This is a genomic window from Kosakonia sp. Marseille-Q7440 (genome assembly GCF_965119485.1).
In genome coordinates this window covers 511063-536715 of the sequence record NZ_CBCPLT010000002.1, presented here as the reverse complement: position 1 = coordinate 536715, position 25653 = coordinate 511063, and the positions used below count along the sequence as shown (strand labels likewise).

25 protein-coding genes are annotated in these 25653 nt (G+C 57.1%); 7 read left to right on the top strand and 18 right to left on the bottom strand.

The genetic code is table 11. The features are described 5' to 3' along the window. Positions 1-32 precede the first annotated feature (32 nt). Positions 33-2111, top strand: a complete 2079-nt coding sequence (locus ACWPW2_RS16345) for a YccS/YhfK family putative transporter (RefSeq protein ID WP_124967134.1) — start codon at positions 33-35, stop codon at positions 2109-2111. Here ACWPW2_RS16345 and argD read toward each other — a convergent pair. Further along, positions 2101-3321 carry a bifunctional acetylornithine/succinyldiaminopimelate transaminase gene (argD, locus tag ACWPW2_RS16340; RefSeq protein ID WP_023481981.1) on the bottom strand — a complete coding sequence of 407 codons (1221 nt, stop codon included), beginning with the start codon at positions 3319-3321 and terminating at the stop codon, positions 2101-2103. The genes ACWPW2_RS16345 and argD overlap by 11 nt on opposite strands. 87 nt (positions 3322-3408) lie before the next feature. Beyond that, entirely contained in the window at positions 3409-3972 is a 564-nt protein-coding gene (pabA, locus tag ACWPW2_RS16335; RefSeq protein WP_454124180.1) for an aminodeoxychorismate synthase component 2, read from the bottom strand. 151 nt (positions 3973-4123) lie between these two features. On the opposite strand from pabA, the gene ACWPW2_RS16330 reads away from it, so the two are divergent. After that, positions 4124-4501, top strand: a complete 378-nt coding sequence (locus tag ACWPW2_RS16330; RefSeq protein ID WP_034814189.1) for a type II toxin-antitoxin system RelE/ParE family toxin — start codon at positions 4124-4126, stop codon at positions 4499-4501. Continuing rightward, positions 4479-4802, top strand: coding sequence for a helix-turn-helix domain-containing protein (locus ACWPW2_RS16325; protein ID WP_305207350.1), 324 nt, complete (start codon positions 4479-4481; stop codon positions 4800-4802). Before ACWPW2_RS16330 ends, ACWPW2_RS16325 begins: the two co-directional genes overlap by 23 nt. A 19-nt stretch (positions 4803-4821) precedes the next feature. Here ACWPW2_RS16325 and ACWPW2_RS16320 read toward each other — a convergent pair whose 3' ends face one another. The 4 genes from ACWPW2_RS16320 to ACWPW2_RS16305 all read right to left on the bottom strand — a co-directional run bounded on the left by ACWPW2_RS16320 (position 4822) and on the right by ACWPW2_RS16305 (position 7736). Next, on the bottom strand, positions 4822-5424 hold the full coding sequence (locus tag ACWPW2_RS16320; protein WP_023482067.1) for a putative adenosine monophosphate-protein transferase Fic: 603 nt from the start codon (positions 5422-5424) through the stop codon (positions 4822-4824). Next, positions 5414-5584, bottom strand: a complete 171-nt coding sequence (locus tag ACWPW2_RS16315) for a YhfG family protein (RefSeq protein ID WP_023482040.1) — start codon at positions 5582-5584, stop codon at positions 5414-5416. Before ACWPW2_RS16315 ends, ACWPW2_RS16320 begins: the two co-directional genes overlap by 11 nt. 125 nt (positions 5585-5709) lie before the next feature. Then, the gene (ppiA, locus tag ACWPW2_RS16310; protein WP_042717446.1) at positions 5710-6282 is read right to left on the bottom strand and encodes a peptidylprolyl isomerase A; all 573 of its coding nucleotides are present in this window, start codon (positions 6280-6282) and stop codon (positions 5710-5712) included. A 155-nt stretch (positions 6283-6437) separates the two neighbouring features. Next, complete coding sequence (locus ACWPW2_RS16305) at positions 6438-7736, bottom strand: cytosine deaminase (RefSeq protein WP_023481975.1); 1299 nt, start codon at positions 7734-7736, stop codon at positions 6438-6440. Between the two features lie 240 nt (positions 7737-7976). Between ACWPW2_RS16305 and nirB the strand changes: the two genes are divergently transcribed. The 3 genes from nirB (at position 7977) to cysG (ending at position 12331) form a co-directional block, all read left to right on the top strand. After that, the gene (gene nirB / locus ACWPW2_RS16300; protein ID WP_454124176.1) at positions 7977-10520 is read left to right on the top strand and encodes a nitrite reductase large subunit NirB; all 2544 of its coding nucleotides are present in this window, start codon (positions 7977-7979) and stop codon (positions 10518-10520) included. Then, positions 10517-10843 (top strand): nitrite reductase small subunit NirD, encoded by a 327-nt coding sequence (gene nirD, locus ACWPW2_RS16295; RefSeq protein ID WP_042717441.1) that lies wholly within the window; start codon positions 10517-10519, stop codon positions 10841-10843. Before nirB ends, nirD begins: the two co-directional genes overlap by 4 nt. Positions 10844-10966: 123 nt before the next feature. Further along, entirely contained in the window at positions 10967-12331 is a 1365-nt protein-coding gene (gene cysG / locus ACWPW2_RS16290) for a siroheme synthase CysG (RefSeq protein WP_454124173.1), read from the top strand. A 539-nt stretch (positions 12332-12870) separates the two neighbouring features. Here the strand turns inward: cysG and trpS are convergent. The 12 genes from trpS to ACWPW2_RS16230 all read right to left on the bottom strand — a co-directional run bounded on the left by trpS (position 12871) and on the right by ACWPW2_RS16230 (position 22957). Further along, positions 12871-13875 (bottom strand): tryptophan--tRNA ligase, encoded by a 1005-nt coding sequence (gene trpS, locus ACWPW2_RS16285; RefSeq protein ID WP_042717438.1) that lies wholly within the window; start codon positions 13873-13875, stop codon positions 12871-12873. Then, on the bottom strand, positions 13868-14629 hold the full coding sequence (gene gph, locus ACWPW2_RS16280) for a phosphoglycolate phosphatase (protein ID WP_023482033.1): 762 nt from the start codon (positions 14627-14629) through the stop codon (positions 13868-13870). The genes trpS and gph overlap by 8 nt, the downstream gene beginning before the upstream one ends. Beyond that, positions 14622-15299: a ribulose-phosphate 3-epimerase gene (gene rpe / locus ACWPW2_RS16275; RefSeq protein ID WP_023482084.1), complete on the bottom strand. Its 678-nt coding sequence runs from the start codon at positions 15297-15299 to the stop codon at positions 14622-14624. Before rpe ends, gph begins: the two co-directional genes overlap by 8 nt. Before the next feature lie 55 nt (positions 15300-15354). Then, positions 15355-16182: an adenine-specific DNA-methyltransferase gene (gene dam, locus ACWPW2_RS16270; protein WP_023482009.1), complete on the bottom strand. Its 828-nt coding sequence runs from the start codon at positions 16180-16182 to the stop codon at positions 15355-15357. A 67-nt stretch (positions 16183-16249) separates the two neighbouring features. Continuing rightward, positions 16250-17611, bottom strand: a complete 1362-nt coding sequence (gene damX / locus ACWPW2_RS16265; protein WP_454124169.1) for a cell division protein DamX — start codon at positions 17609-17611, stop codon at positions 16250-16252. 87 nt (positions 17612-17698) lie between these two features. After that, positions 17699-18787, bottom strand: coding sequence for a 3-dehydroquinate synthase (gene aroB, locus ACWPW2_RS16260; RefSeq protein WP_454124167.1), 1089 nt, complete (start codon positions 18785-18787; stop codon positions 17699-17701). A 54-nt stretch (positions 18788-18841) separates the two neighbouring features. Continuing rightward, complete coding sequence (gene aroK / locus ACWPW2_RS16255; protein WP_002920267.1) at positions 18842-19363, bottom strand: shikimate kinase AroK; 522 nt, start codon at positions 19361-19363, stop codon at positions 18842-18844. A 286-nt stretch (positions 19364-19649) separates the two neighbouring features. Beyond that, on the bottom strand, positions 19650-20885 hold the full coding sequence (gene hofQ, locus ACWPW2_RS16250; protein ID WP_454124165.1) for a DNA uptake porin HofQ: 1236 nt from the start codon (positions 20883-20885) through the stop codon (positions 19650-19652). Then, entirely contained in the window at positions 20851-21198 is a 348-nt protein-coding gene (locus tag ACWPW2_RS16245; protein WP_454124163.1) for a HofP DNA utilization family protein, read from the bottom strand. The genes hofQ and ACWPW2_RS16245 overlap by 35 nt, the downstream gene beginning before the upstream one ends. Next, positions 21188-21649, bottom strand: a complete 462-nt coding sequence (locus ACWPW2_RS16240) for a HofO family protein (RefSeq protein WP_454124161.1) — start codon at positions 21647-21649, stop codon at positions 21188-21190. The genes ACWPW2_RS16245 and ACWPW2_RS16240 overlap by 11 nt, the downstream gene beginning before the upstream one ends. Beyond that, positions 21633-22172, bottom strand: coding sequence for a PilN domain-containing protein (locus ACWPW2_RS16235; RefSeq protein WP_454124159.1), 540 nt, complete (start codon positions 22170-22172; stop codon positions 21633-21635). The genes ACWPW2_RS16240 and ACWPW2_RS16235 overlap by 17 nt, the downstream gene beginning before the upstream one ends. After that, a complete protein-coding gene (locus ACWPW2_RS16230) occupies positions 22172-22957 on the bottom strand; it encodes a DNA utilization protein HofM (protein ID WP_454124157.1) in 786 nt (261 codons plus the stop codon). Before ACWPW2_RS16230 ends, ACWPW2_RS16235 begins: the two co-directional genes overlap by 1 nt. 119 nt (positions 22958-23076) lie before the next feature. Here ACWPW2_RS16230 and mrcA point away from each other — a divergent pair, with 119 nt between their 5' ends. Next, positions 23077-25629, top strand: a complete 2553-nt coding sequence (mrcA, locus tag ACWPW2_RS16225) for a peptidoglycan glycosyltransferase/peptidoglycan DD-transpeptidase MrcA (RefSeq protein WP_454124155.1) — start codon at positions 23077-23079, stop codon at positions 25627-25629. Positions 25630-25653 lie beyond the last annotated feature (24 nt).

Sequence of the window (25653 nt, the reverse complement as noted above, 5' to 3'; positions counted from 1 at the left end):
TCGCTCATGCGGTGCGCCGTTTTTGTTTTCCCATGTGGCGCAGGCTGATTTATCACCCCGAAATCAACTACGCACTGCGACAAACGCTGGTGTTATGCCTGCCTGTGGCGGTTGGGCTGCTGCTCGGCCATCTGCAACAGGGTCTTCTCTTCTCGCTGGTTCCCGCCTGCTGCAATATTGCGGGCCTCGATACCCCGCATAAACGCTTCTTTAAACGCCTGATTATCGGCGGCTCGCTGTTTGCCGGCTGTAGCCTGGCGGTGCAGCTTTTGCTGGCGGAAAATCTTCCGCTACCGGTGATCATGACGGTGCTAACGCTGCTGCTGGGCGTGACAGGTGAAATCAGCGCGCTGCATGGCCGCTTACTTCCCGCATCTCTCATTGCCGCCATTTTTACTCTCAGCCTCGCCGGAAACATGCCGGTGTGGGAGCCGCTGCTGATCTACACCCTCGGCACCCTGTGGTACGGGCTGTTTAACTGGTTCTGGTTCTGGCTATGGCGCGAACAGCCGCTGCGCGAATCCCTCAGCTTGCTCTACCGGCAACTGGCGGACTATTGCGAAGCGAAATATAGCCTGTTAACCCAACACATCGATCCGGAAACCGCGCTGCCGCCGCTGCTCGACCGCCAGCAGAAAGCGGTGGATCTGATTAGCCAGTGTTACCAGCAGCTGCATATGCTGGCGGCCAATCAGAACAACGATTACAAGCGCCTGCTGCGCGTCTTTCAGGTCGCGTTGGATCTGCAGGAGCATATCTCTGTCAGCCTGCATCAGCCGGAAAAGGTGCAGAAGCTGGTCGAGCGCACCCACGCCGAGCAGGTGATTCGCTGGAATGCGCAAACCGTCGCGGCTCGCCTGCGCGTGCTGGCAGATGACATTCTCTATCACCGCTATCCGACCCGCTTCACCATGGAGAAGCAGGTCGGTGCGCTGGAAAAAATTGCCCGTCAGCACCCTGATAATCCGGTCGGGCAGTTTTGCGCCTGGCACTTCAGCCGTATCGCCCGCGTGCTGCGCACCCAGCGCCCGCTCTACATCCGCGATTTGATGGAGGATAAGCAGGAGCGCCTGCCGCTGATCCCGGCGCTAAAAAGCTATCTGTCCCTGAAATCGACCGCCCTGCGCAATGCGGCGCGTATCAGCGTCATGCTCAGCATCGCCAGCCTGATGGGCAGCGCATTAAATCTGCCGAAACCTTACTGGATCATGATGACGGTGATGGTGGTGACGCAGAACGGTTATGGCGCGACGCGGGTACGCATTGTCAACCGTGCCGCCGGCACGCTGGCCGGGCTGGTGGTGGCGGGAATGACGCTGCACTTTCATGTGCCGCTCGGTTTTACCCTCGCTGCGATGCTGATGATCACCTTGAGTAGCTATCTGATTATCCGCAAAAGTTACGGCTGGGCGACGGTCGGTTTCACGATTACGGCGGTCTATACCTTGCAAATCCTGACGCTTAACGGCGACCAGTTTATCCTCGCCCGGCTGGTCGATACGCTGATTGGCTGCCTGATTGCCTTTGGCGGGATGGTGTGGCTGTGGCCGCAGTGGCAGAGCGGCCTGCTGCGCCAGAATGCGCACGATGCGCTGGAGGCCTATCAGGATGCGATTCGCCTGATCCTCAGCAATAACCCGGAAGCAACGCCGCTGGCCTGGCAGCGTATGCAGGTTAATCAGGCGCACAACGCCCTGTTCAACTCCCTCAACCAGGCGATGCAGGAGCCCGGCTTTAACAGCCGCTATCTGAGCGATATGAAACTGTGGGTGACGCATAGCCAGTTTATTGTCGAACACATTAACGCCATGACGACGCTGGCGCGCGAGCACACCATGCTGACGCCGGACCTGGCGCAGCGCTATCTCGAATCATGTGAAATTGCGCTGCAACGTTGTCAGCAGCGGCTGGAGTATGACGGGCCGGGAGAGTCCGGTGATGTGAATGTTATGGAAGGACCGGAGACGCTGACCCACGGCCCAATGAGCACGCTGGAGCAGCATTTGCAGCGCATTATTGGGCATCTGAGCACCATGCACACCATCTCGTCGGTGGCATGGCGTCAGCGCCCGCATCACGGCATCTGGCTACGCCGACGTCTTACGCGTTAACCACGCTCGCAACGGCCTGCGCAAAGCGCTGCATCCCTTCATCAATATCCTGCTCCTCGATAATCAGCGACGGCGCGAAACGCATCACATCCGGGCCGGCATTCAGCACCATCACGCCCGCTGCGGCAGCCGCATGCAGGAAATCGCGTGCACGGCCTTTGTATTGCGGCTTCAGCTCGGCACCGATCAACAGCCCCATACCGCGAATATCGCTGAACAGATCGTACTGCTCATTAATTTGTTGCAGATGCTGAACAAAGTGCTGACGTTTGGCACTGACGCCATTCAGCACTTCAGGGGTGTTGATGATATCGAATGCGGTACCGGCCACCGCGCAGGCCAGCGGGTTTCCGCCATAAGTGGATCCGTGGGAACCGGCGTGGAAGACGCTGGCGATCTCGTGCGTCGTCAACATGGCGCTGACCGGGAAACCGCCGCCAAGAGCTTTAGCACTGGTCAGAATGTCCGGCGTCACGCCGTAGTGCATGTAAGCGAACAGCTCACCGCTGCGCCCCATCCCGCACTGCACCTCATCAAACACCAGCAGTGCGTTGTGCTCATCGCACAGTTCACGCAGGCCTTTGAGGAATTCAGGCGTGGCGGCGGTCACTCCGCCTTCGCCCTGAATCGGCTCTACCACCACGGCGCAGGTGTGATCGTCCATCACCGCTTTAACCGCGTGCAGATCGTTAAATGGAACATGCACGATGTCGGCCGGTTTCGGGCCAAAGCCGTCGGAGTATTTCGGCTGGCCGCCAACAGTCACGGTAAAGAGGGAACGCCCGTGAAAAGCGTGATGGAAAGCGATGATTTTGGTTTTGTGCGGGCTGTGGCGCGTGGTTGCATAAAAACGCGCCAGCTTAAAGGCGGTTTCGTTGGCTTCGGTACCGGAGTTCATAAACACGACGCGCTCGGCAAAGGTGGCATCCACCAGCTTGCGCGCCAGACGCAGCGCGGGCTCGTTAGTGAAGACGTTGCTCAGGTGCCAGAGCGTCTCGCCCTGCGCTTTCAGCGTCTCCACCAGCGCCGGATGGCAGTGGCCTAAAGCAGTTACCGCAATGCCGCCAGCAAAATCAACGTACTCTTTACCCTGCTGATCCCAGACGCGGCTGCCCTTCCCCTTTACCGGGATAAACTCGGCCGGTGCGTAAATTGGCAGAATAACGTCATCGAAGTTTGCACGTGTCACCGCGTCTTGCTGAGTTGCCATAGGTTGCCCATCCCGTGTTATGTTGCATTCATAGTGAAAATATAATCACGAAATATGCATAAAAAATCACTAGATGGCAACCACAAATCACCGCGTAAGGAAGTTTTCCAGCAATTGATGGCCCTGCTCACTGAGAATACTTTCGGGGTGGAACTGCACCCCTTCCAGATCCCACGCCTTATGGCGAATGCCCATAATCTCACCGTTTTCACTCCACGCGGTGACCTCGAAGCAGTCAGGTAAGGTAGATGGATCGATGACCAAAGAGTGATAGCGCGTAACGGTTAACGGATTATTTAAGCCGCTAAACACACCGCTGCCAGAGTGCGTAATAGGGGAAGTTTTGCCGTGCATCACCTTCGCCGCGCGCACAATGGTGGCACCAAATGCCTGGGCAATCGCCTGATGGCCGAGACAAACGCCGAGGATCGGCAGCTTGCCCGCGTAGTGCGCAATAACTTCCAGCGAAATGCCCGACTCATCCGGCGTGCAGGGGCCTGGCGAAATAACAATTTTCTGCGGCGCTAGCATTTCAATATCCGCCAGCGCCAGCTCATCGTTACGCCTCACCTCTACGTGTACTCCCAGCTCACAAAAATATTGGTAGAGGTTCCAGGTAAAGGAGTCGTAATTGTCGATAAGCAGGATCATGTGAATTCAACCAATGGATGTGCCGCGTTTCATGCAGTTTGCGCGAAACTATACGGCACTTCGCAAAGATAAAAAACGGGTTTGCGGAAATCTTCCTTTCCACACACAAAGGAATACCATTGCACTTAGTGCTACAGTGTGGACGGAAGTAATGTTATCTTTTAAACGGATCTTTAAAACCAAATGGTTTGCCAAAGCGGCCAAAAAAATGGGCATCCGCGACAGCGAATTACGTCAGGCAATCGATGAGTTGATGCAGGGCCAGGCGGATAATTTAGGCGGAGGGGTCTACAAGAAGCGGCTAAATCAAAACCGCGATCGTGCCATTATCCTGACGAAAGGCGGCGCACATGCGTTTTACACCTTTATCTATGCAAAGCAGGATATGGCAAATATTGATGACGGTGAGTTAGCCGCGTTTCGTGAACTGGCAAAACATTACGCTGGCCTTTCCGAAAGCGTCCTTTTGGTGCTAATCAGTAACAGAGAGCTGGTTGAGATTACTCATGACAACGACACGAAAAAGTAAAAGCCTTGCTTTTGAGGCAATCCATAGTGCGGCAAAGGGTTTGTTTGATGCTGGGGCGATGACTCAGGAAACAATGCGTAACTTTGATGAGCGCTGCCTGAGCCCCGTTGATGCTCTAAAACCTGAAGAGATCAAAGGGCTACGTGAGCGATTTAACGTTAGTCAGTCGGTCTTTGCCCGCTATCTCAACACCAGCGTTTCAACGATACAAAAGTGGGAAAACGGTATGAAGCGACCTAGTGGTGTCTCTCTCAAGTTACTCTCTGTAGTGCAGAAACATGGGCTTAAGGTCTTGCTCTGACTGGAGCAAGACCTTCGTTTTACTCGCCCTCGCGCGCCTCGCTCACCACCTTACTAAAGATGGCGGTTAGCGGTTCGAGATCGCCCATCGCGCCTGCCTGGTTGGCGTTGCGCCAGTCGTCGGGATCGATATCTCGCCAGTCGAGCGAGAAGCCCGCGTGCAGCGCCAGCTGTTCAAAGAAGATGCGCTGGGCAATGCCGTTACCCAGGCGGAACGGGTGCAGGACATTGATTTCGCAGTAGTAATGCGCCAGGCGTGCGATAAACTCCTCTTTTTCAAGCCCGACGAGCCACTCCTCATCTTCTAGCTGCTGCATCAGGGCATTGCCCTCTTTCTCGATATACTCGAAGTGGCAGAAGCGGGTATCGCCCTCGTAGATATCGACTTCGCGGATCTGCCCGGCCCAGTCGAACACATCCTGGTAAAGATGGCGGTGAATGGCGCAAAGATGTGGCAGCCCGCGGGCAATCGGCCCCAGTTCCAGGGTTGCAGCACGCAGCGCGGTAAACTGATACGCCTCCTTCTCCAGCCCCTTAGCATTGCGAATGCCGAGGCGATTACGCATCACTTTCAGGCCGGGGAAAAGATACGGGTCGCGCCCGTCGCCGAATTTATCGCTCATTTTGCCTCCGCAGCTCTTCAAGACGTAAAGTGGCCTCTTCCGCATTCAGCGTAACAAGCTCGCTATCAACGCCCTCCAGCCGGCGGCTGGCCTGAAAATTGATGTTGCGCTGCTGCTCCCAGAGTCGGGATTTTTGCCTGTCGGTGAGTTTTTTCGGCATAGCGCCTCCCAGTTAAGCGATATACATACCCAAATGATGTACATGCCCAAAAAATTATAAGCAGTAATTCCGGGTTACGCAGGGAAGCGGTAAAACACGGGCCGCAAAGCCCGTGTGGAGGAAACTTATGGCAGCACTTTCGCGGAGAGGATAACAACCGGTTTTGACGGGACATTCTGATACGGGCCAACATCGTGCGTCGGCACCTGGGAGATCTTATCGGCAACGTCCATGCCTTTTACCACTTTGCCAAATACCGCGTAGCCAAAGTCACGCTGACCATGATCCAGGAAAGCGTTATCCGCAACGTTGATAAAGAACTGGCTGGTGGCGCTGTCTTTATCTGCAGTCCGCGCCATAGCAATGGTACCGCGCGTGTTGCGCAGGCCGTTATCCGCTTCGTTCTTGATAGGCGGGTTAGGCTGCTTCTGCTGCATCTGCTCGTTAAAGCCACCGCCCTGAACCATAAAACCAGGAATAACGCGATGGAAAGTGGTGTTGTTATAAAAACCGTTATTCACGTAATCAAGGAAGTTTTTCACCGACACGGGGGCTTTCTGATTGTTCAGCTCCAGTTCGATATTACCGGCAGAAGTGGTGAGCAGAACATGCGGGTCGCCTTTTGCGGCCAGCGCAGCAGGGGAGATAGCAGAAAGGGCGAGCAGAGCCGCCATAGCCGCCAGAGTCGATTTAACCATAAGGTTTCCTTAACGAAGTGCAGTAACGAAAGCGAGTGGCTTGATTCTAAAGAGCACTCAGCCAGCAGGCCAGCCTTTTACTTAATTTTACGTATTTGGTAACAGATGTAACGCCAGACCGCCAAATTCGTGCGTCTTAACGGCCTGGCACGCCGCTACGCTTGCGGCATCCTATTAAAATGCACCTCTTCGCATCCCTCCTCCATCCGTACCCAACTCTGCGCAGGTTGCGTGCTGGCAATAATGCGTCCGTGACGAATTGACCAGCGCACCGGAGACTGGCAACGCACCGCTTCAAAGCCATTTTCAACCGGCAGAATGATCATATTGGCAGGCAGACCTGGCGCAATGCCATACTCTTTCAATCCGAGCGTTTTCGCGCTGTTGTGGGTGATGAGTTGCAGCCCCTGCTCAATCTGCGAATACCCCATCAGCTGACAAACATGCAGACCCATATGCAGCACCTGCAACATATTGCCGGTGCCGAGCGGATACCAGGGATCGAACACATCGTCGTGACCGAAGCAGACATTCATCCCTGCAGCCATCAACTCTTTCACCCGAGTAACGCCACGCCGTTTCGGGTAGTCATCGAAGCGCCCTTGAAGATGAATATTGACCAGCGGGTTGGCCACGAAATTGATGCCGGAACGTTGCAGCAGGCGGAAAAGACGGGATGTATACGCGCCATTGTAGGAGTGCATGGCGGTGGTGTGGCTGGCGGTGACGCGCGAGCCCATCTCCATTTCAAGTGCCAGCGCGGCGACGGTCTCAACAAAGCGCGACTGCTCATCATCAATCTCATCGCAGTGGATATCCAGCGGGCGCTCATACTCACGCGCCAGATCGAAAGCAATATTGAGTGATTCAATGCCATATTCACGCGTGTACTCAAAATGCGGAATGGCACCAACCACATCGGCACCCAACTGAAGCGCTTTTTCTAACAGCGCCGCACCGTTCGGGTAGGAGAGAATGCCCTCCTGTGGAAAGGCGACAATTTGTAGATCAATCCACGGCGCGACCTCCTCTTTGACCTCCAGCATCGCTTTCAGCGCCGTTAACAGCGGATCGGAAACATCAACGTGGGTGCGAACATGCTGCACACCGTTGGCCATTTGCCATTTCAGCGTCTGCCAGGCACGCTTTTTCACGTCCTGATGGCAGAGCTGCGCTTTACGTTCGGCCCAGCACTCGATCCCTTCGAACAGCGTACCGGACTCGTTCCAGCGGGGATCGCCAGCCGTTTGCGTGGTGTCCAGGTGAATATGCGGTTCGACAAACGGCGGCAGGGCTAAACCGCCGCCGGCATCAAGCACGTCAAGTGTCTCGCTCTGGGTGTCGCCCATCGGCGTAATCTCACCAAATCGCCCATTCTCAATGGCGATTTGCCACACTCCTTCGCGATCGGGTAAGTGCACATTCTGCACTAACCATAGTGGTGTTGCTGACATCGCATTACCTCCTCATTCTCCCTCAGATATGTCGTAGCTAACCTCGTGCTAAAAAACGTCACTTTCAGTATAGAAATTCCTCAACATATAAATATGAATGATATCCAATACTTATAAAAATCATGAAAAATCAGCAATATACTCATTAAGGAGTAGGCTAAGGTGTAATTGATATACATCAATAACCGTGCAAGCTGAATCGTTAAGGTAGGAGGTAGTAAAAAAGAAATCGAGGCAAAAATGAGCAAAGTCAAACTCGCTATCATCGGTAACGGCATGGTCGGCCACCGCTTTATCGAGGACCTTCTCGACAAAGCCGACGCCAGCCAGTTCGACATTACCGTATTCTGTGAAGAGCCGCGTAAAGCCTACGACCGCGTCCACCTGTCATCCTATTTTTCCCACCATACGGCCGAAGAGCTGTCGCTGGTACGCGAAGGCTTCTACGAAAAACATGGCGTCAAAGTACTGGTCGGTGAACGCGCCATCACCATTAACCGCCAGGAAAAAGTGATCCACTCCAGCGCGGGCCGCACGGTCTATTACGATAAGCTGATCATGGCCACCGGCTCCTACCCGTGGATCCCACCGATCAAAGGGTCTGAAACCCAGGACTGTTTTGTTTATCGCACCATTGAAGATTTGAATGCCATTGAGTCATGCGCGCGTCGTAGCCGCCGTGGCGCGGTGGTTGGTGGCGGCCTGCTGGGTCTGGAAGCCGCAGGCGCGCTGAAAAACTTAGGCGTCGAAACTCACGTTATTGAATTCGCCCCGATGCTGATGGCAGAACAGCTCGATCAGATGGGCGGCGAGCAGCTAAGACGTAAAATCGAAAGCATGGGCGTGCGCGTGCACACCACCAAAAATACCAAAGAGATCGTGCAGGAGGGCGTTGAGGCGCGCAAAACCATGCGCTTCGCCGACGGCAGTGAGCTGGAAGTGGACTTTATTGTCTTCTCCACCGGCATCCGTCCACGCGACAAGCTGGCGACCCAGTGCGGGCTTGAAGTTGCCCCGCGCGGCGGCATCATGATCAACGACTGCTGCCAGACCTCCGATCCCAATATTTATGCCATCGGCGAGTGCGCCAGCTGGAACAACCGCGTTTACGGTCTGGTCGCGCCAGGCTACAAAATGGCGCAGGTGACAGTTGACCATATTCTCGGCACACAAAACGCGTTCCAAGGCGCAGATCTTAGCGCCAAGCTGAAACTGCTCGGCGTGGATGTTGGCGGTATCGGTGATGCGCATGGCCGCACAGCGGGCGCGCGCAGCTATGTCTACCTCGACGAAAGCAAAGAAGTCTATAAGCGCCTGATTGTCAGCCCGGATAACAAAACTCTGCTCGGCGCCGTACTGGTTGGCGACACCAGCGATTACGGCAACCTGCTGCAACTGGTGCTCAACGCCATCGAACTGCCGGAAAACCCCGATGCGCTGATCCTGCCAGCGCATGCCAGCGGCGGTAAACCCTCAATTGGCGTCGATAAGCTGCCGGACAGCGCGCAAATCTGCTCCTGCTTCGACGTCACCAAAGGCGACCTGATTACCGCTATCAATAAAGGCTGCCACACCGTGGCCGCACTGAAAGCGGAAACCAAAGCCGGCACCGGCTGCGGCGGCTGTATTCCGCTGGTTACCCAGGTGCTGAACGCCGAACTGGCGAAACAGGGTATCGAAATCACCAATAACCTGTGTGAACACTTCGCCTACTCCCGCCAGGAGCTGTTCCATCTCATCCAGGTGGAAGGGATTAAAACCTTCGACGAACTGCTGGCGAAATACGGGACCGGCTACGGCTGTGAAGTGTGTAAACCGACCGTCGGCTCGCTGCTTGCTTCCTGCTGGAACGAGTACATCCTGAAACCGCAGCACACGCCGCTGCAGGATACCAACGACAACTTCCTCGCCAATATCCAGAAAGATGGCACCTACTCCGTTATTCCGCGCTCTGCGGGCGGTGAAATCACGCCGGAAGGGCTGATGGAAGTGGGGCGCATCGCGCGGGAGTTTAATCTCTATACCAAAATCACCGGCTCGCAGCGTATCGGCCTGTTCGGCGCGCAAAAAGACGATCTGCCGGAGATCTGGCGTCAGTTAATCAATGCCGGGTTCGAAACTGGTCATGCCTACGCCAAAGCGCTGCGTATGGCGAAAACCTGCGTCGGCTCGACCTGGTGCCGCTATGGCGTCGGCGACAGCGTCGGTTTCGGCGTCGAGCTGGAAAACCGCTACAAAGGCATCCGCACTCCGCACAAAATGAAGTTCGGCGTCTCTGGCTGTACCCGTGAGTGTGCGGAAGCGCAGGGGAAAGACGTGGGGATCATCGCCACGGAAAAAGGCTGGAACCTCTATGTGTGCGGTAACGGCGGCATGAAACCGCGCCATGCGGATCTGCTGGCGGCGGATCTCGATCGCGAAACCCTGCTGCGTTACCTCGACCGCTTTATGATGTTCTACATTCGCACCGCCGACAAACTGACCCGCACCGCCTCCTGGCTTGAGGGGATGGAAGGCGGCATCAACTATCTGCGCAGCGTCATCATCGACGACAAACTGGGCTTTGATGCACAGCTGGAAGCAGAGATGACCCGCCTGCGTGAAGCGGTGATTTGCGAGTGGACGGAAACCGTCAACAACCCGGCGGCGCAAACGCGCTTCAAACACTTTATCAACAGCGATCGCCGCGACCCGAACGTGCAGGTGGTTCCGGAGCGTGCTCAGCATCGCCCGGCGACACCCTATGAACGTATTCCGGTGATGTTAGTGGAGGAGAACGCATGAGCCAGTGGAACAGCGTTTGCAATATCGATGATATCGTCCCGGCAACCGGCGTCTGCGCGCTGGTCAATGGTGAGCAGGTGGCGATTTTCCGCCCGCGCCACGATGACCAGGTTTACGCCATCAGCAATATCGATCCCTTTTTCCAGTCGAGCGTGCTCTCTCGCGGCATTATCGCCGAACATCAGGGCGAGCTGTGGGTTGCCAGCCCGTTAAAAAAACAGCGATTCCGTCTGCGCGATGGCCTCTGCATGGAAGATGAAAGCCGTTCAGTTGCCCATTTTGAAGCACGAGTGAAGGATGGTGAGGTGCAGATCAAAGCATAATCCCCTGCCCTCTCAACGGCCGTAGCGACAGCTTGCTGTTATGCTACGGCTCATGCTCAGCGCCCGCGGCTCTCGTCGCGCGGTGCCCGCTTCAGCCTATAACTACAATTCCGGGGTAATGTCGTGGATCACCTGCCAATTTTCTGTCAATTACGGGGACGCGCCTGTCTGCTGGTCGGCGGCGGCGATGTCGCGGAGCGCAAAGCGCGTCTGTTGCTTGATGCGGGCGCGCAGCTCACCGTCAATTCCCTCACCTTTATTCCTCAATTTACCGCCTGGGCCGCAGAAGGCATGCTGACGCTGGTCGAAGGCGAGTTTAGCGAAACGCTGCTGGATGAGTGCTGGCTGGCGATTGCCGCCACCGATAACGACACTGTAAACCAGCGGGTCAGCGACGCGGCAGAAGCGCGTCGCATCTTCTGCAATGTGGTCGATGCGCCGAAGGAAGCGAGCTTTATCATGCCGTCAATTATCGACCGCTCGCCGCTGATGGTGGCGATCTCCTCCGGCGGAACATCTCCGGTGCTGGCGCGTTTGCTGCGCGAGAAGCTGGAGTCACTGCTGCCGCAACATCTTGGGCACGTGGCGAAGTTTGCCGGGCAACTGCGCAACCGCGTAAAACGCCATTTCGCCACCATGAGCGAGCGCCGTCGTTTCTGGGAGAAGTTGTTCGTTAACGATCGGCTGGCACAATCGCTGGCCAATCAGAATATGGCCGCCGTGGAGAGCATCACCGAACAGATGCTGACCGAGCCGCTGGATAACCGTGGTGAAGTGGCGCTGGTGGGCGCGGGGCCTGGCGATGCCGGTTTGCTGACGCTGAAAGGCTTACAGCAAATCCAGCAGGCGGATGTGGTGGTGTATGACCGGCTGGTCTCCGATGAGATCATGAATCTGGTGCGCCGTGACGCCGACCGTGTGTTTGTCGGTAAACGAGCGGGCTATCACTGCGTGCCGCAGGAGGAGATTAACCAGATCCTGCTGCGCGAGGCGCAAAGCGGGAAGCGCGTGGTGCGGTTAAAAGGCGGCGATCCCTTTATTTTTGGGCGCGGCGGCGAAGAGCTGGAAACGCTCTGCCATGCGGGCATTCCCTTCTCGGTCGTACCCGGCATTACCGCGGCTTCCGGCTGTTCGGCTTACTCGGGCATTCCGTTGACCCATCGGGATTACGCTCAGAGCGTGCGGCTGGTCACGGGCCACCTTAAAACCGGCGGTGAGCTGGACTGGGCTAACCTGGCGGCAGAGAAGCAGACGCTGGTGTTCTATATGGGATTGAATCAGGCGGCGGCAATCCAGGAGCAGTTGATCGCTCACGGTATGCAGGCGGATATGCCGGTTGCGCTGGTGGAAAATGGCACATCGGTGCAGCAGAGGGTGGTGAGCGGCACGTTGTCGCAGCTTGGCGAGCTGGCGCAGCGGGTGAAAAGCCCGTCGTTGATTATCGTCGGCAGAGTTGTCGCGTTACGCGATAAGTTGAAGTGGTTCTAAGAGACAATGCCTGATGGCGCTGCGCTTATCAGGCCTACAAAAACGCGCTAAACCGTAGGCCGGATAAGGCGGTTACGCCGCCATCCGGCAAACAGCGCCTGGCACAATGCCTGATAGCGCTGCGCTTATCAGGCCTACAAAACGCGCTAAACGTAGGCCGGATAAGGCATTTATGCCGCCATCCGGCAATCAGCGCCTGACACCGCTGCGCTTATCAGGCCTACAAAACGTGCTAAACCGTAGGCCGGATAAGGCATTTATGCCGCCATCCGGCAAACAGCGCCACGCACAATGCCCGATGGCGCTGCGCTTATCAGGCCTACAAAACGCGCTAAACCGTAGGCCGGATAAGGCGTTACGCCGCCATCCGGCAATCAACGCCCGGCATAATGCCTGATGGCGCTGCGCTTATCAGGCCTACAAAACACGCTAATCCGTAGGCCGGATAAGGCATTTATGCCGCCATCCGGCAATCAGCGCCCGGCATAATGCCTGATGGCGCTGCGCTTATCAGGCCTACAAAACCGAGCTTATTCTGCTTACGGCTTCGCGACAAAACCAATCGCTTCGTACACTTTCTTCAGGGTTTCTGAAGCGTGCGCGCTCGCTTTTTCCGCGCCTTCGCGCATGATCTGCTGCAGGAAAGCTTCATCATTGCGATAGCGATGGTAACGCTCCTGCAACTCGGTCAGCATGCCGGAAACCGCGTCCGCTACTTCGCCCTTCAAATGGCCATACATCTTGCCTTCGAAGTGCTGCTCCAGCTCGGCGATGCTCTGGCCGTTCACAGCGGAGAGGATATCGAGCAGGTTAGAGACGCCCGCTTTGTTTGCCACATCGTAACGTACAACCGGCGGCTCGTCGGAGTCGGTCACGGCGCGTTTGATCTTCTTCACTACCGACTTCGGATCTTCCAGCAGGCCAATCACGTTGTTGCGGTTATCGTCCGACTTGGACATCTTTTTCGTCGGCTCCAGCAGCGACATCACCCGCGCACCGGATTTCGGAATAAACGGCTCAGGCACTTTAAACACATCGCCATAAATGGCGTTAAAGCGCTGGGCGATATCGCGGCTCAGCTCCAGATGCTGCTTCTGGTCTTCGCCGACCGGCACCTGGTTGGTCTGGTAAAGCAGAATGTCTGCCGCCATCAGCACCGGATAGTCAAACAGGCCGGCGTTGATGTTTTCTGAATAGCGTGCGGATTTATCTTTGAACTGCGTCATACGGCTCAGCTCGCCGAAGTAGGTGTAGCAGTTCAGCGCCCAACCCAGCTGGGCATGCTCAGGAACGTGGGACTGCACAAAGATCGTGCTTTTCTGCGGGTCGATGCCGCACGCCAGATAGAGCGCCAGCGTATCCAGCGTCGCCTTGCGCAGCTTCTCTGGGTCCTGACGCGCGGTAATGGCATGCAGGTCAACGATGCAGTAGATGCAGTGATAGTCGTCCTGCATGTTCACCCACTGACGCAGCGCACCCATGTAGTTGCCAATGGTCAATTCACCTGAGGGCTGTGCGCCACTAAAAACGATGGGCTTAGTCATTTTTCATTTCCTGATGTTCACTGAGCGGGAGCCCGAGCGCGGGCAGTAAATCGTTAAAGCGGTCGAAGACGTAGTCCGGCTCGCTTAGGGTAATCGCTTCACCATAGTTGTAGCCGTAGGTCAGGCCAACGGAGACGCTGCCGGCCGCCTGCGCGGCGCGGATATCGTTGCGGGAATCGCCAACGAAGAGTAACTCATGGGGCTGAATCGACAGCTTGTCGCACACCAGCAGCAGCGGCTCCGGGTGCGGCTTCTTATTCACCACATCATCACCACCGACGACAAAAGTGAAGTAGTGGGCAATCTCCAGCGCATCCAGCAGCGGCGCGACAAACGGCGTCGGCTTATTGGTCACCAGCGCCAGCGGCAGCCCTTTTTCGTGCAGCGCCGCAAGAGTTTGCGCCACGTCCGGGAACAGGAAGCTGCCCTCCTCCACGGTCTCTTCGTAGTAGCGGTTGAAGAGCTTGCGCAGCATAGCGATCTGCTCGGCCTGCGGCACATCGCCGGTATCAATATCGGGCTTGCCCTGCGAAGCGCGCTGAATAGCACGCTCCTGGCGAGCCCAGTTGAAGGCGCGCTCCATCAACACATCGGCACCGTTACCAATCCAGGTAATCACGCGCGCTTCGCCAGCCTGCGGCAGCTCAAGGGCATACAGCGCGCTGTCTACGGCGGCCGTTAGCCCCGGCGCGCTGTCCACTAATGTGCCGTCGAGATCGAACGCGACACCCCGAATCGACTGCAATTTATCCATGACTTACCTTCGCCAGTTCGCTACGCATTTCATCAATAACCTGTTTGTAATCCGGCTGATTGAAAATCGCCGAGCCCGCCACAAACATATCTGCGCCGGCTGCCGCGATCTCGCCGATATTGCTCGCTTTCACGCCGCCATCCACTTCGAGACGGATATCAAGACCGGACGCGTCGATGCGACGACGCACTTCGCGCAGCTTGTCGAGCGTATGGGGAATGAAGGATTGACCGCCAAAACCGGGGTTAACGGACATCAGCAGGATCACATCTAGCTTGTCCATAACATGATCCAGATAGCTCAGCGGCGTCGCCGGGTTAAACACCAGCCCCGCTTTGCAGCCATGCTCTTTGATCAGTTGTAGCGTGCGGTCGATATGCTCAGAAGCTTCAGGATGAAAGGTGATAATGCTTGCCCCGGCTTCGGCGAAGTCCGGCACCAGGCGGTCGACCGGTTTCACCATCAGGTGCACATCGATAGGCGCGGTGATGCCGTAGTTGCGCAGCGCTTTCAGCACCATCGGGCCGATGGTCAGGTTCGGTACGTAGTGGTTGTCCATCACGTCGAAATGGACAACGTCCCCGCCCGCGGCCAGTACGCTGGCGGTGTCTTCGCCCAGGCGAGCAAAGTCAGCCGACAGAATCGAAGGGGCAATTAAATACTGTTTCATCCGCATCTCCTTGAGAAAGTAGGTTTCGGCAGGCGGCGGCGCGGTGAACGCAGGGTTAGCGAGGCGCGGGAGCCGGGCGATAGAGCGCCAGCAGCTCATCCACTTTTTTACGCGTCCCGCCATTACTGCTGATACTGCGTCGCACTTTCACCACGTGCAATTTCGCCTGACTGTACCATTCACGCGTCAGCAGCGTGTCATGGTTGGAAATCAATACCGGGATTCGGTTCTGCACCAGGCTCTCCGCAATCGCGGCAAGATGAGCCTGCTGCTCAAGGGTAAAGCTATTGGTATGGTACGCCGTAAAGTTGGCTGTCGCAGAGAGCGGCGCATAGGGCGGATCGCAATAGACCACCGAGTTCGCATCCGCGCGCGCCATACTCTCGGCGTAAGATTCGCAGTAAAAGAAGGCATTCTGCGCTTTTTCTGCAAAGTGGTACAACTCCGCTTCCGGGAAGTAGGGCTTTTTATAGCGCCCAAACGGCACGTTAAACTCCCCGCGCAGGTTGTAACGACACAGACCATTGTAGCCATGCCGGTTGAGGTATAAAAACAGCAGCGCGCGCCGGAACGGCTCCTGGCACTGGTTAAACTCCTGACGCAGCTGGTAATAGACTTCGGACTGATTCACCGCGGGCACAAACAGCGCGCGCGCGTGATGAACATACTCATCAGGGCGCTCTTTAACGATGTTATAGAGGCTGATTAAGTCGCTGTTGATATCTGCAAGGATATAGCGGGAGTAGGAGGTGTTGAGAAACACCGAGCCCGCGCCAACGAAAGGCTCGATGAGGCACTCTCCCTTGGGCAAGTGCCTACCGATATCGTCGAGCAGGGGGTATTTTCCCCCTGCCCATTTTAGAAAAGCGCGATTCTTTTTCATGCTGACTGATTACTTACACTCTCTCCGGCTGTGGAGAAAGCTCCGACAGCATCCTGCGCTTTACACATTACTTAAGATCGGCCTGAACCTGATGCAGCGGCTTCGCCCACGGGTTTTTCGCCTGCACATCCGCTGGCAGCGCGGAAACGGCGCGTTTAGCATCATCTTTCGAGGCATAGACGCCGCTCACCAGCACGTACCACGGCTGACCGTTACGCGTTGTCTGGTAGACCACGAAGTTTTTCAGGTTCTCTTTCTTCGCCCACGCATTGAGGTTGTTGTAGTTCGATGAACTGCTCAGCTGCAGGGTGTAGTGGTTGCCCGGCGCCGATTTCAGCGCACCGACATTGCCGGTAGAAGCCGTGCCGCTGGCAGCAGGTGCGCTGCTTGCGCTCGCCGCCGGAGCCGTGGTTTTCGGCTGAGCCGGTGTGGATGCGGCCGTTGACGTTGACGGTGCTGCTGTCGACGTTGCAGCAGGCGCTTTCACTGGCGCAGAAGCGGTGCTTTCCGTGCGTTTCGGCGGCTGAGCAACCGGGCGGGACTCCGCTTTCGGCTCGCTTTTCGCTACCGGTGTTTTGGCGGCTGGCTTCGGCTCAATCACCATCTGCTTACGTTCGTTACGCGGCGCCGTGGCGTGGCTTTCGCCCGCTGCAGGCTGCTGCTGAGTACGCGCGGCGTTGGAATTACTGTTGCCATTGCCGTTATGAATCGGTGCAACCGTTGCCGGTTCGGTCGGCAGCGTCGAGCTGGCCGCGCTATCAAGCTGTGTCTGGCCCTGCGGCTGCGACAGTGCGCTGTTAAGATCGCCCTGCACTTCTACACGATTTTGCCCTTCCGGCGTAGCGGATGGCTGGCCCTGCGACGGCGTCGAGGAGATCGGCGGCAGCGTCACATCCTGCTGAGCCGGCGCGCTGCCTGCGTTCTGTGCCTGAGACGGCGACGCGCCCGGTGCGGGCTGTGTGCCATTTGCCTGATCGGCGGCGTTGCCGCTGTTACCGGCAGTGTTGTTCGTCGCGCCGAGATCGATATTTTTCTCGCCCGACGTATTTTGTTCGTTGTTTGCAGGCGCGGGGGATTTCAGCGCAGAGCCGATGCCGATAATCAGCAGCAGTAACACCAGAATACCGACGCCCATCATCACATACTGGCGGGACGCTGGCTTCGCAGCGGCAGCGGCTTTCTTACGCTTACGCGGGCGACGCTCCTGCGGCTCCTCGTCCAGAGCGGCTTCATCTTCTTGATAGCTCTCTTCTTCGCGCTCATCACGCACCCGGCGCGAACGCGCAGGACGGCGATCGTCGGCATCAACATCAACCTCATCAAAGTTGATCTGCGGCTCATCGACACGCTCGGAAGATTGACGAGAACGACCAGTACGACGATCGCTGGGATCGGGTTTCAGCTCGTCTTCTGGTTTGAATTCATCCATTTAACACCCCACACAAAGGCGTATGCCACTGATGCATACCGCCCGAAGTTAAACGCCACGCAGCGCGTGAACAGACCTTTCTTATCGTTACGCCTGCTGGCAATCAGCAATAGCGCTAAGTACTACGTCGTGCGACACTCCGCCGCGAACTTCACTCTTCCCTATGGCCAGCGGAAGCACTAAACGTAGCTCTCCCGCTAACACTTTTTTATCGCGCATCATGTGCGGCAGGTAAGCCTGCGCCGCCATTTCACGCGGACCCTTAACGGGTAAACCGGCGCGTTTTAACAACGCTTTGATGCGCTGCGTATCTGCTGCGCTAAACTGCCCGAGGCGTTCTGACGCGTGTGCCGCCATCACCATCCCGGCAGCGACGGCTTCGCCGTGCAGCCAGTTACCGTAGCCCATCTCCGCCTCAATCGCATGGCCGAAAGTATGTCCAAGATTGAGTAAAGCACGTAAGCCGTTTTCGCGCTCATCGGCGGCAACGACCTCCGCTTTCAGTTCGCAGCAGCGACGGATACAGTAAGCCAGCGCCGCGCCATCAAGGCGCAGCAGAGCATCCATATTCTCTTCCAGCCAGCTAAAGAACGCGCCGTCGAGAATAATGCCGTATTTGATCACTTCCGCAAGACCGGAGGAGAGTTCACGGGCAGGTAGGGTTGCCAGGCAGTCGAGATCGACCACAACGGACGCGGGCTGATAGAACGCGCCAATCATGTTTTTGCCAAGGGGGTGGTTTACCGCCGTTTTACCGCCAACGGAGGAGTCAACCTGAGAAAGGAGCGTGGTCGGCACCTGGATAAAGCGCACGCCGCGCTGATAGCTGGCCGCAGCAAAACCGGTCAAATCGCCGATTACGCCGCCGCCGAGCGCGACCAGTGTGGTATCGCGCCCATGAGGTTTTTGCAACAGTGCGGTGAACACCGTGTCCATCACCGCCAGGCTTTTGTACTGCTCGCCGTCAGGCAGGATCACGCTATCGACATTAACGCCGGCCTGTTCCAGCACGCTACGTACCTTATCAAGGTAGAGCGGTGCCAGGGTTTCGTTGGTGACCAGCATAACCTGATCACCAGACTTCAGGGGCGCGAAGGAAGCTGGGTCGTTAAACAAACCAGCCGCGATGGTGATAGGGTAACTACGTTCCCCGAGAGTAACGGTGATCCTCTCCATGACGCGACATCCACCTTAGTTGCTTAAACCTACAGGCCGTCTATTAAGCCTGATTTAGTTGCTTTCCAGCATATGAATAATCTGGTTCGCCACCACTTTCGCGCTCTGATCGTCAGTACGAATGGTCACGTCGGCAATCTCTTCGTAGAGCGGATTGCGTTCGTCGGCCAGCGCTTCCAACACTTCACGCGGCGGCGCGTCCACCTGCAGCAGGGGACGTTTTTTATCACGTTGAGTACGTGCCAGTTGCTTCTCGATAGTGGTTTCCAGATACACCACTACACCGCGGGCGGAGAGACGATTACGGGTTTCGCGGGATTTCACAGAGCCGCCGCCGGTCGCCAGAACGATGCCCTGCTTCTCCGTCAGCTCATTGATGATCTTTTCCTCGCGATCGCGGAAACCTTCTTCACCTTCAACATCGAAGACCCAGCCCACATCAGCTCCGGTTCGTTTCTCAATCTCTTGATCAGAATCGTAAAATTCCATATTGAGTTGTTGAGCTAACTGACGCCCAATAGTGCTTTTGCCGGCACCCATAGGCCCAACCAGAAAGATATTGCGTTTCTCTGCCATTTTTTCGGTACTACTAAGACTATTCGTTGATGATAAACCCGCTTCGCAAACGTACGGCGTAGCAGGACATGAACTGAAACCTCATATGCGATAGTGCGAGAGTCAGATCGAAAATTATCTCAGTACTCCGGCTTGTTTGGCAACTGAATAAACACGTTATCCCTCTTACCGCCCTTTATTATACGGAGACCGCTGACACTCAAATCGGTACTCCTTGTAAGCTAAATCATCTCCCACGTCAAACACCTGGGCCAAGTTACGGTGAAAAAGGGGCGTTACGGCAGATTTAATGTACCGCTGCCAGCCTAGGGGTAATAAAGACCACCAGTTCGCGGCGATCTCCCTCTTTTGCCTCCTGACGAAACAGACGACCGAAGCCGGGAATAGCGCCAAGACCCGGAACCTGGGCTCTGCCGTTACGCTTCTTTTGCGAGAAGATGCCACCCAATGCCAGCGTTTCGCCGCTTTTCACCTCTACCACGGTTTCAATCTCCTGCTTATCAATCGCCAGCGCTTCGCCTCCGGCCTGTTGCAGTACCTGACCGGGCATATTCTGGCTGATGCGCAACTTCAGGCGTACCCGCCCATCGGGCAGCACAGTTGGGGTCACTTCCATGCCCAGCACCGCCTCTTTAAACTCAACCGCCGTATTGCCGCTCTCCCCGTTCGCCACCTGGTAAGGAATTTCACTCCCCTGCTTGATGCTTGCGGGCTGCAAATGTGAGGCCAGCAGGCGCGGGCTGGCGATAATCTCCAGTTGCTGCTTTTGTTCCAGCGCGGAAAGCTCAAGCTCGAGAAGACGCGCATTGATGCTGCCGATATTAAAGCCGATTCGAGTTGTGGCGCTGGCAACGCTGTGATCTGCCGCCAGAGTGCTCACCTGCCCGCGCGTGGCGGCAGGCTCCTGCCCGAGCCCCCACTTCACGCCAAGCTCGCGCAGGCTTTTTTCATTAATAGTGACGATCCAGGCCGCCAGTTCAACCTGCTCAACAGGCAGATCCATCTGCGCGGCCCACTTTTCCAGCGCGGCAAGGCTCTCTTTATTATCACGTACCAGTAAGCGGTTAAGGCGTACATCAACGGTGATACTTCCCTGGGCACTGATGAGCTTCTCTGCGGCTTTTGCCAGTTCGGCGGCGTTCGCGTGGCGTAACACAATGCCGCGCGTCAGCGTTGGTGCACTCTTTTTACGCCGTGCCTGCTCCGCCTCCCGCTCCGCCTGCTTCTGCTGCTGCCATGATGCGGTATGCACCTGCCAGATAGCGCCCTGTTGGTTCAGAGTTAACCCTGCGCTGGCCGCGACGGTCTGCATCGCCTGTAACCAGGGTACTTCCGTCAGGCTAAGAGAGACGACACCGCTTACCTCGGGCGGGATAACAATATTCTGTTTTTCCAGCGTCGCCAGCGCCTGCAGCACCTGTGCGACCGGCACCTCGTCAACGCTAATCGTTACCAGAGGCGTAGCTCTGACAAAGGCCAGCGGCAGACTAAAAAGCACGACGCTCGCTATCCATTTTCTCATCCTGAGTTCCTTTTCGTTTCCAGCGCCATGTTGAGGGGGCGCACGCCTTCCCTGTTGCTATCTCTGTCTCATCTGTTTCGATGGCGGTAACACGCCAGCCGGGTGAAAGCGTGTCGCCCACGCGTACCCGGTGCCAGCGCCCCGCCGCATCGCGGATGATGGCCAGCCGCTGCCCGCTTTCAAGAACACCATGCAGCTGCCAGGCGCGGAGCTGCGCAAGCTGGCAGCGATCCGGTGGGGGCAGAAAAGGATCGCGCATACCGCACAGCACAGTGACGATCCCAAAGGTAAAAAGCAGGCGTTTAACCATCATCGTCATGCTCCAGTTGCAGCGTAAAACGCAGCCCGTTTTCGCAGGCGGAGAGGGAAAATGCCGGGATCTGCATACCGCGATCCGCCAGCAGTGAAAAGGTCTCCACGGCCTGCGGCCAGCGGCTTTCCAGCACCAGTTCACCGCCGCCCTGCATCGGCTGCCAGCGCAACAGTTGCCGCGACTGGCCGTGAAAGTCGAGCGGGCTAAAACGGCGTACCTCTGTGAGACCGTTTTGCTCTTCAGGCGGTGCCAACGCGCGAAGCTTTCGCCACTCGGCCTGTAATTGCGGCTGGAGCACGCTCTGCTGGCGGAGCGTAAGGCGTTGCGCCTGATTCAGCGGGCGAATAGCGAACCATCCGATAAGCAGCACGCCGATAAGCGTTGCGACCAGCCAGCAGATCGCCCGCATACGGGGTGAAAGTGCGAGCCACACATCAGGGTTTAGCGCCATCGACCTGCTCCCGGCTCAGCTGATAGGTAAATTGCCACAGCCCCTGCCCATCGCGCGAGGCACTTCCCATCGGCAAAAGATGGAACCCCACCATCTTTTGCAATTGCGGTTCGAACTCGCGCAGCGCGCTTAAGGCGCGCGACAGCCCGTGAATTTCAAGCTGGTTCTGTCGCCAGCGCAGCTCTGTCAGCCAGGCGTTTTCCGGTAGCGCGGCCGCAAGGGTGAGCAGCGTTTGCCGCCAGGCGGTTGTTATCTGCCGCCGACGCGCTTTCTCCTGCGCCTGCTGCCACCGCTGTTGCCGCAGACGGAGCGGCTCTTCTTGTGCATGCAGCGCCGCCAGCAGTGCCCGATCCGCCGCCAGCCAGAGTGTACAGCTACGCCCGGCCTGAGCGCGCTGCGCATGCCACAGCGTGCCGCCCAGCGACAGGCTCACCACGCTTAACGCCGCTATCGCCATCCAGAAGCGCAAACAGCGCCGCCGCTGCAACTGCCGCCACGGCATAAAATTGACCACAGGGCGCATTAGTACCCCCTGGCGATCGCCAGCCCTAGCGCAACGGCATAGCGCTGACTTGCATCCGGTAGCGGCGGCTGGCGCGACGGCACCGCGTCCCAGCAATCAAACTCACCCGCGCCTTCGCCACACTGGATAATTTCATCCGGGGGAAGCGCGAGCAGTGCGCCAAGCTGCGTGACATCTTGCGCCTCTTCGCGCGCTCGCCGCCCCCAGCTCTCTTTTGTCGCCCACAACCACTGGCGCTCATCGCACCAGGCGAGACAGCGCGCCGGTGCCGCTAATGAGGGCAGCAGCGGCTGAAGAGCGCAGGCATCGGGCGTGATAGAGGAGAGGTGGAGTGAAAGCTGCTGCGCGATCTCCAGCAGCGCGGCGATATCTCGGTTCTGCGCGGCGGTCACGCCATAGCTTCTGGCAGGCTCATCCTCGGTAAAGTCGAAACAGAGATCGCTTTGCGCCATCTCCAGCTCGCGCGCCATCGCCTGTGAAACCCAGCTGGTTAGCGCAGGTTCACGTAGCGTCACCACCGGGTGCGGCAATCTTCGCTGTAGGGTTTGCCCGGCAGGAAAAGCGATACGCGCGCAGTGGCGCTGCGGCAAAGCATGACGCCAGGGGCGCAGAGCATCAAGCAGTTGCTCCGGTGCCTTAATGCGCCCCTGAACCACCGCGCCACTGGGTAGCGGAAGGTGCCACCAGCGGCGCAGCGCCCGCCCGTAACGCCCGGCGGAAAGCGCCACGATAAAGACGCCATCCTGTTGAATATGCACACCAATTTGCCAATGCCTGAATGTCATAAATTACGATCTCCTTATCGTCTCGCTGGCGGACGCTATATCAATGCTCAAGGCTTGCCTTTATACTACCGCGCGGTTGTTTATAAACTGCCCAAGTGACTCTAAATGGGAAATCTCCAGTGAAGTTCGTAAAGTATTTATTCATCCTTGCAGTCTTTTGCATTCTGTTGGGAGCAGGCTCGATTTACGGTCTGTACAAATATATTGAGCCGCAGTTACCTGACGTCGCCACGCTGAAGGATGTCCGGCTGCAGATTCCAATGCAGGTCTATAGCGCCGACGGCGAGCTGATCGCGCAGTACGGTGAAAAGCGCCGTATCCCGTTGACGCTGGATCACATTCCGACGGTAATGGTGAAAGCCTTTATCGCCACGGAAGACAGCCGCTTTTATGAGCATCACGGCGTCGACCCGGTCGGGATCTTCCGTGCGGCCAGCGTGGCGCTCTTCTCCGGCCACGCCTCTCAGGGCGCAAGTACCATTACGCAGCAGCTGGCGCGTAACTTCTTCTTAAGCCCGGAACGCACGATGATGCGTAAAATCAAAGAGGTGTTCCTGGCGATCCGCATTGAGCAGTTGCTGAGCAAAGACGAAATTCTCGAGCTCTACCTCAATAAAATTTATCTCGGCTATCGCGCTTACGGCGTGGGTGCGGCGGCGCAGGTCTACTTTGGTAAAAGCGTCGACCAGCTCACCTTAAGCGAAATCGCGGTGATTGCCGGGCTGCCGAAAGCACCCTCTACCTTTAACCCGCTCTACTCTCTCGAACGTGCTACCGCGCGACGTAACGTAGTGCTGGCGCGTATGCAGAGCGAAGGGTATATCAGCGAGCAGCAGGCTGATGAAGCCCGTAGCGAAGCTATCGATGCCAATTACCATGCGCCGGAAATCGCCTTCTCCGCCCCCTATCTTTCCGAGATGGTGCGCCAGGAGATGGTGAGCCGCTACGGTGATAAAGCCTACGAAGATGGTTACCGCGTTTACACCACCGTCACACGTAAAGTGCAGCAGGCCGCGCAGGATGCGGTACGTAATAACGTGATGGATTACGACATGCGTCACGGCTATCGCGGGCCGTCGAATGTGCTGTGGAAAGTGGGCGAAGCGGCGTGGGAGAGTAAAAAGATCACGGACTCTCTGAAAGCGCTGCCAACTTACGGACCGCTCTCGCCTGCCGTTGTCACCAGTGCAAACCCGCAGGAAGCGACCGCAATGCTGGCGGACGGTTCAACGGTCTCGCTGAAGATGGAAGGTGTGCGCTGGGCGCGCCCTTACCGCTCGGATACGCAACAGGGCCCGACGCCGCGCAAAGTAACCGATGCCGTTCAGGTGGGTCAGCAGATTTGGGTTCGCCAGGTTGGCGATAACTGGTGGCTGGGACAGGTGCCGGACGTTAACTCGGCGCTGGTGTCAATCAACCCGCATAACGGCGCAGTGATGGCGCTGGTGGGCGGTTTCGATTTCAACCAGAGCAAGTTCAACCGTGCCACACAGGCGCTGCGCCAGGTGGGTTCGAACATCAAACCGTTCCTTTATACCGCTGCGATGGATAAAGGCCTGACGCTGGCGAGCATCCTTAACGATGCGCCGATTTCGCGCTGGGATGCGGGCGCGGGCTCCGACTGGCGACCGAAGAACTCGCCGGACGAGTATGCCGGGCCGATCCGTCTGCGCCAGGGTCTGGGGCAGTCGAAAAACGTGGTGATGGTACGCGCGATGCGGGCGATGGGCGTTGATTACGCGGCGGAGTATCTGCAGCGTTTCGGTTTCCCGGCGCAGAACATTGTACATACCGAATCCTTAGCACTCGGCTCTGCCTCCTTTACTCCGCTGCAGGTGGCTCGCGGTTATGCGGTGATGGCCAACGGCGGCTTCCTGGTTGACCCCTACTTCATCAGCAAAATCGAGAATGTTCAGGGTGATAAGCTGTTTGAAGCGCGTCCGAAAGTCGCCTGTGCGAGTTGCGATATTCCGGTGATTTACGGCGAAACGCCGAAGTCGAACGTGCTGGAAAACAAGGATATGGAAAACGTCGCGACCTCGCAGGAGCAGCAAAACCCTGCCGTCCCGATGCCGCAGCTGGAGCAGGCAAACCAGGCGCTGGTTGAACGCACCGGCGCGGAAGAGTATGCGCCGCACGTCATCAGTACGCCGCTCTCCTTCCTGATCAAGAGCGCGCTGAACAGTAACGTCTTCGGTGAACCGGGCTGGCAAGGTACCGGCTGGCGCGCGGGTCGCGATCTCAAGCGCAATGATATCGGCGGCAAAACCGGCACCACCAACAGCTCGAAAGATGCCTGGTTCTCAGGTTACGGTCCGGGCGTGGTGACATCGGTATGGATTGGTTTTGACGATCACCGCCGCAACCTCGGCCGCACCAGTGCTTCCGGCGCGATTAAGGATCAGATCTCCGGCTATGAAGGTGGCGCGAAGAGTGCGCAGCCGGCGTGGGATGCTTATATGAAAGCGGTGCTGGAAGGCGTTCCGGAAGATCCGCTTACGCCGCCGCCGGGCGTGGTGACGGTCAATATTGACCGCAGCACCGGGCAGTTAGCCAATGGCGGTAGCAGCCGTCAGGAGTACTTTATCGAAGGAACGCAGCCGACTCAGCAGGCGGTTCATGAAGCGGGCACCACGCTTATCGATAATGGCGAGACGCACGAGCTGTTTTAACGCAGCCGCTGGACAGAGATATAA

Coding starts and splice junctions, on each gene's coding strand:
- argD (WP_023481981.1), bottom strand. CDS start 3,321: ATGGCAACTCAGCAAGACGCGGTGACACGTGCAAACTTCGATGACGTT.
- hofQ (WP_454124165.1), bottom strand. CDS start 20,885: ATGAGAAAATGGATAGCGAGCGTCGTGCTTTTTAGTCTGCCGCTGGCC.
- ACWPW2_RS16345 (WP_124967134.1), top strand. CDS start 33: ATGTGGCGCAGGCTGATTTATCACCCCGAAATCAACTACGCACTGCGA.
- ACWPW2_RS16330 (WP_034814189.1), top strand. CDS start 4,124: ATGTTATCTTTTAAACGGATCTTTAAAACCAAATGGTTTGCCAAAGCG.
- ACWPW2_RS16245 (WP_454124163.1), bottom strand. CDS start 21,198: ATGATGGTTAAACGCCTGCTTTTTACCTTTGGGATCGTCACTGTGCTG.
- ACWPW2_RS16325 (WP_305207350.1), top strand. CDS start 4,479: ATGACAACGACACGAAAAAGTAAAAGCCTTGCTTTTGAGGCAATCCAT.
- ACWPW2_RS16320 (WP_023482067.1), bottom strand. CDS start 5,424: ATGAGCGATAAATTCGGCGACGGGCGCGACCCGTATCTTTTCCCCGGC.
- nirB (WP_454124176.1), top strand. CDS start 7,977: ATGAGCAAAGTCAAACTCGCTATCATCGGTAACGGCATGGTCGGCCAC.
- ACWPW2_RS16230 (WP_454124157.1), bottom strand. CDS start 22,957: ATGACATTCAGGCATTGGCAAATTGGTGTGCATATTCAACAGGATGGC.
- ACWPW2_RS16315 (WP_023482040.1), bottom strand. CDS start 5,584: ATGCCGAAAAAACTCACCGACAGGCAAAAATCCCGACTCTGGGAGCAG.
- rpe (WP_023482084.1), bottom strand. CDS start 15,299: ATGAAACAGTATTTAATTGCCCCTTCGATTCTGTCGGCTGACTTTGCT.
- pabA (WP_454124180.1), bottom strand. CDS start 3,972: ATGATCCTGCTTATCGACAATTACGACTCCTTTACCTGGAACCTCTAC.
- dam (WP_023482009.1), bottom strand. CDS start 16,182: ATGAAAAAGAATCGCGCTTTTCTAAAATGGGCAGGGGGAAAATACCCC.
- ACWPW2_RS16235 (WP_454124159.1), bottom strand. CDS start 22,172: ATGCGCCCTGTGGTCAATTTTATGCCGTGGCGGCAGTTGCAGCGGCGG.
- trpS (WP_042717438.1), bottom strand. CDS start 13,875: ATGACTAAGCCCATCGTTTTTAGTGGCGCACAGCCCTCAGGTGAATTG.
- gph (WP_023482033.1), bottom strand. CDS start 14,629: ATGGATAAATTGCAGTCGATTCGGGGTGTCGCGTTCGATCTCGACGGC.
- ACWPW2_RS16305 (WP_023481975.1), bottom strand. CDS start 7,736: ATGTCAGCAACACCACTATGGTTAGTGCAGAATGTGCACTTACCCGAT.
- ppiA (WP_042717446.1), bottom strand. CDS start 6,282: ATGGTTAAATCGACTCTGGCGGCTATGGCGGCTCTGCTCGCCCTTTCT.
- aroB (WP_454124167.1), bottom strand. CDS start 18,787: ATGGAGAGGATCACCGTTACTCTCGGGGAACGTAGTTACCCTATCACC.
- aroK (WP_002920267.1), bottom strand. CDS start 19,363: ATGGCAGAGAAACGCAATATCTTTCTGGTTGGGCCTATGGGTGCCGGC.
- damX (WP_454124169.1), bottom strand. CDS start 17,611: ATGGATGAATTCAAACCAGAAGACGAGCTGAAACCCGATCCCAGCGAT.
- ACWPW2_RS16240 (WP_454124161.1), bottom strand. CDS start 21,649: ATGGCGCTAAACCCTGATGTGTGGCTCGCACTTTCACCCCGTATGCGG.
- nirD (WP_042717441.1), top strand. CDS start 10,517: ATGAGCCAGTGGAACAGCGTTTGCAATATCGATGATATCGTCCCGGCA.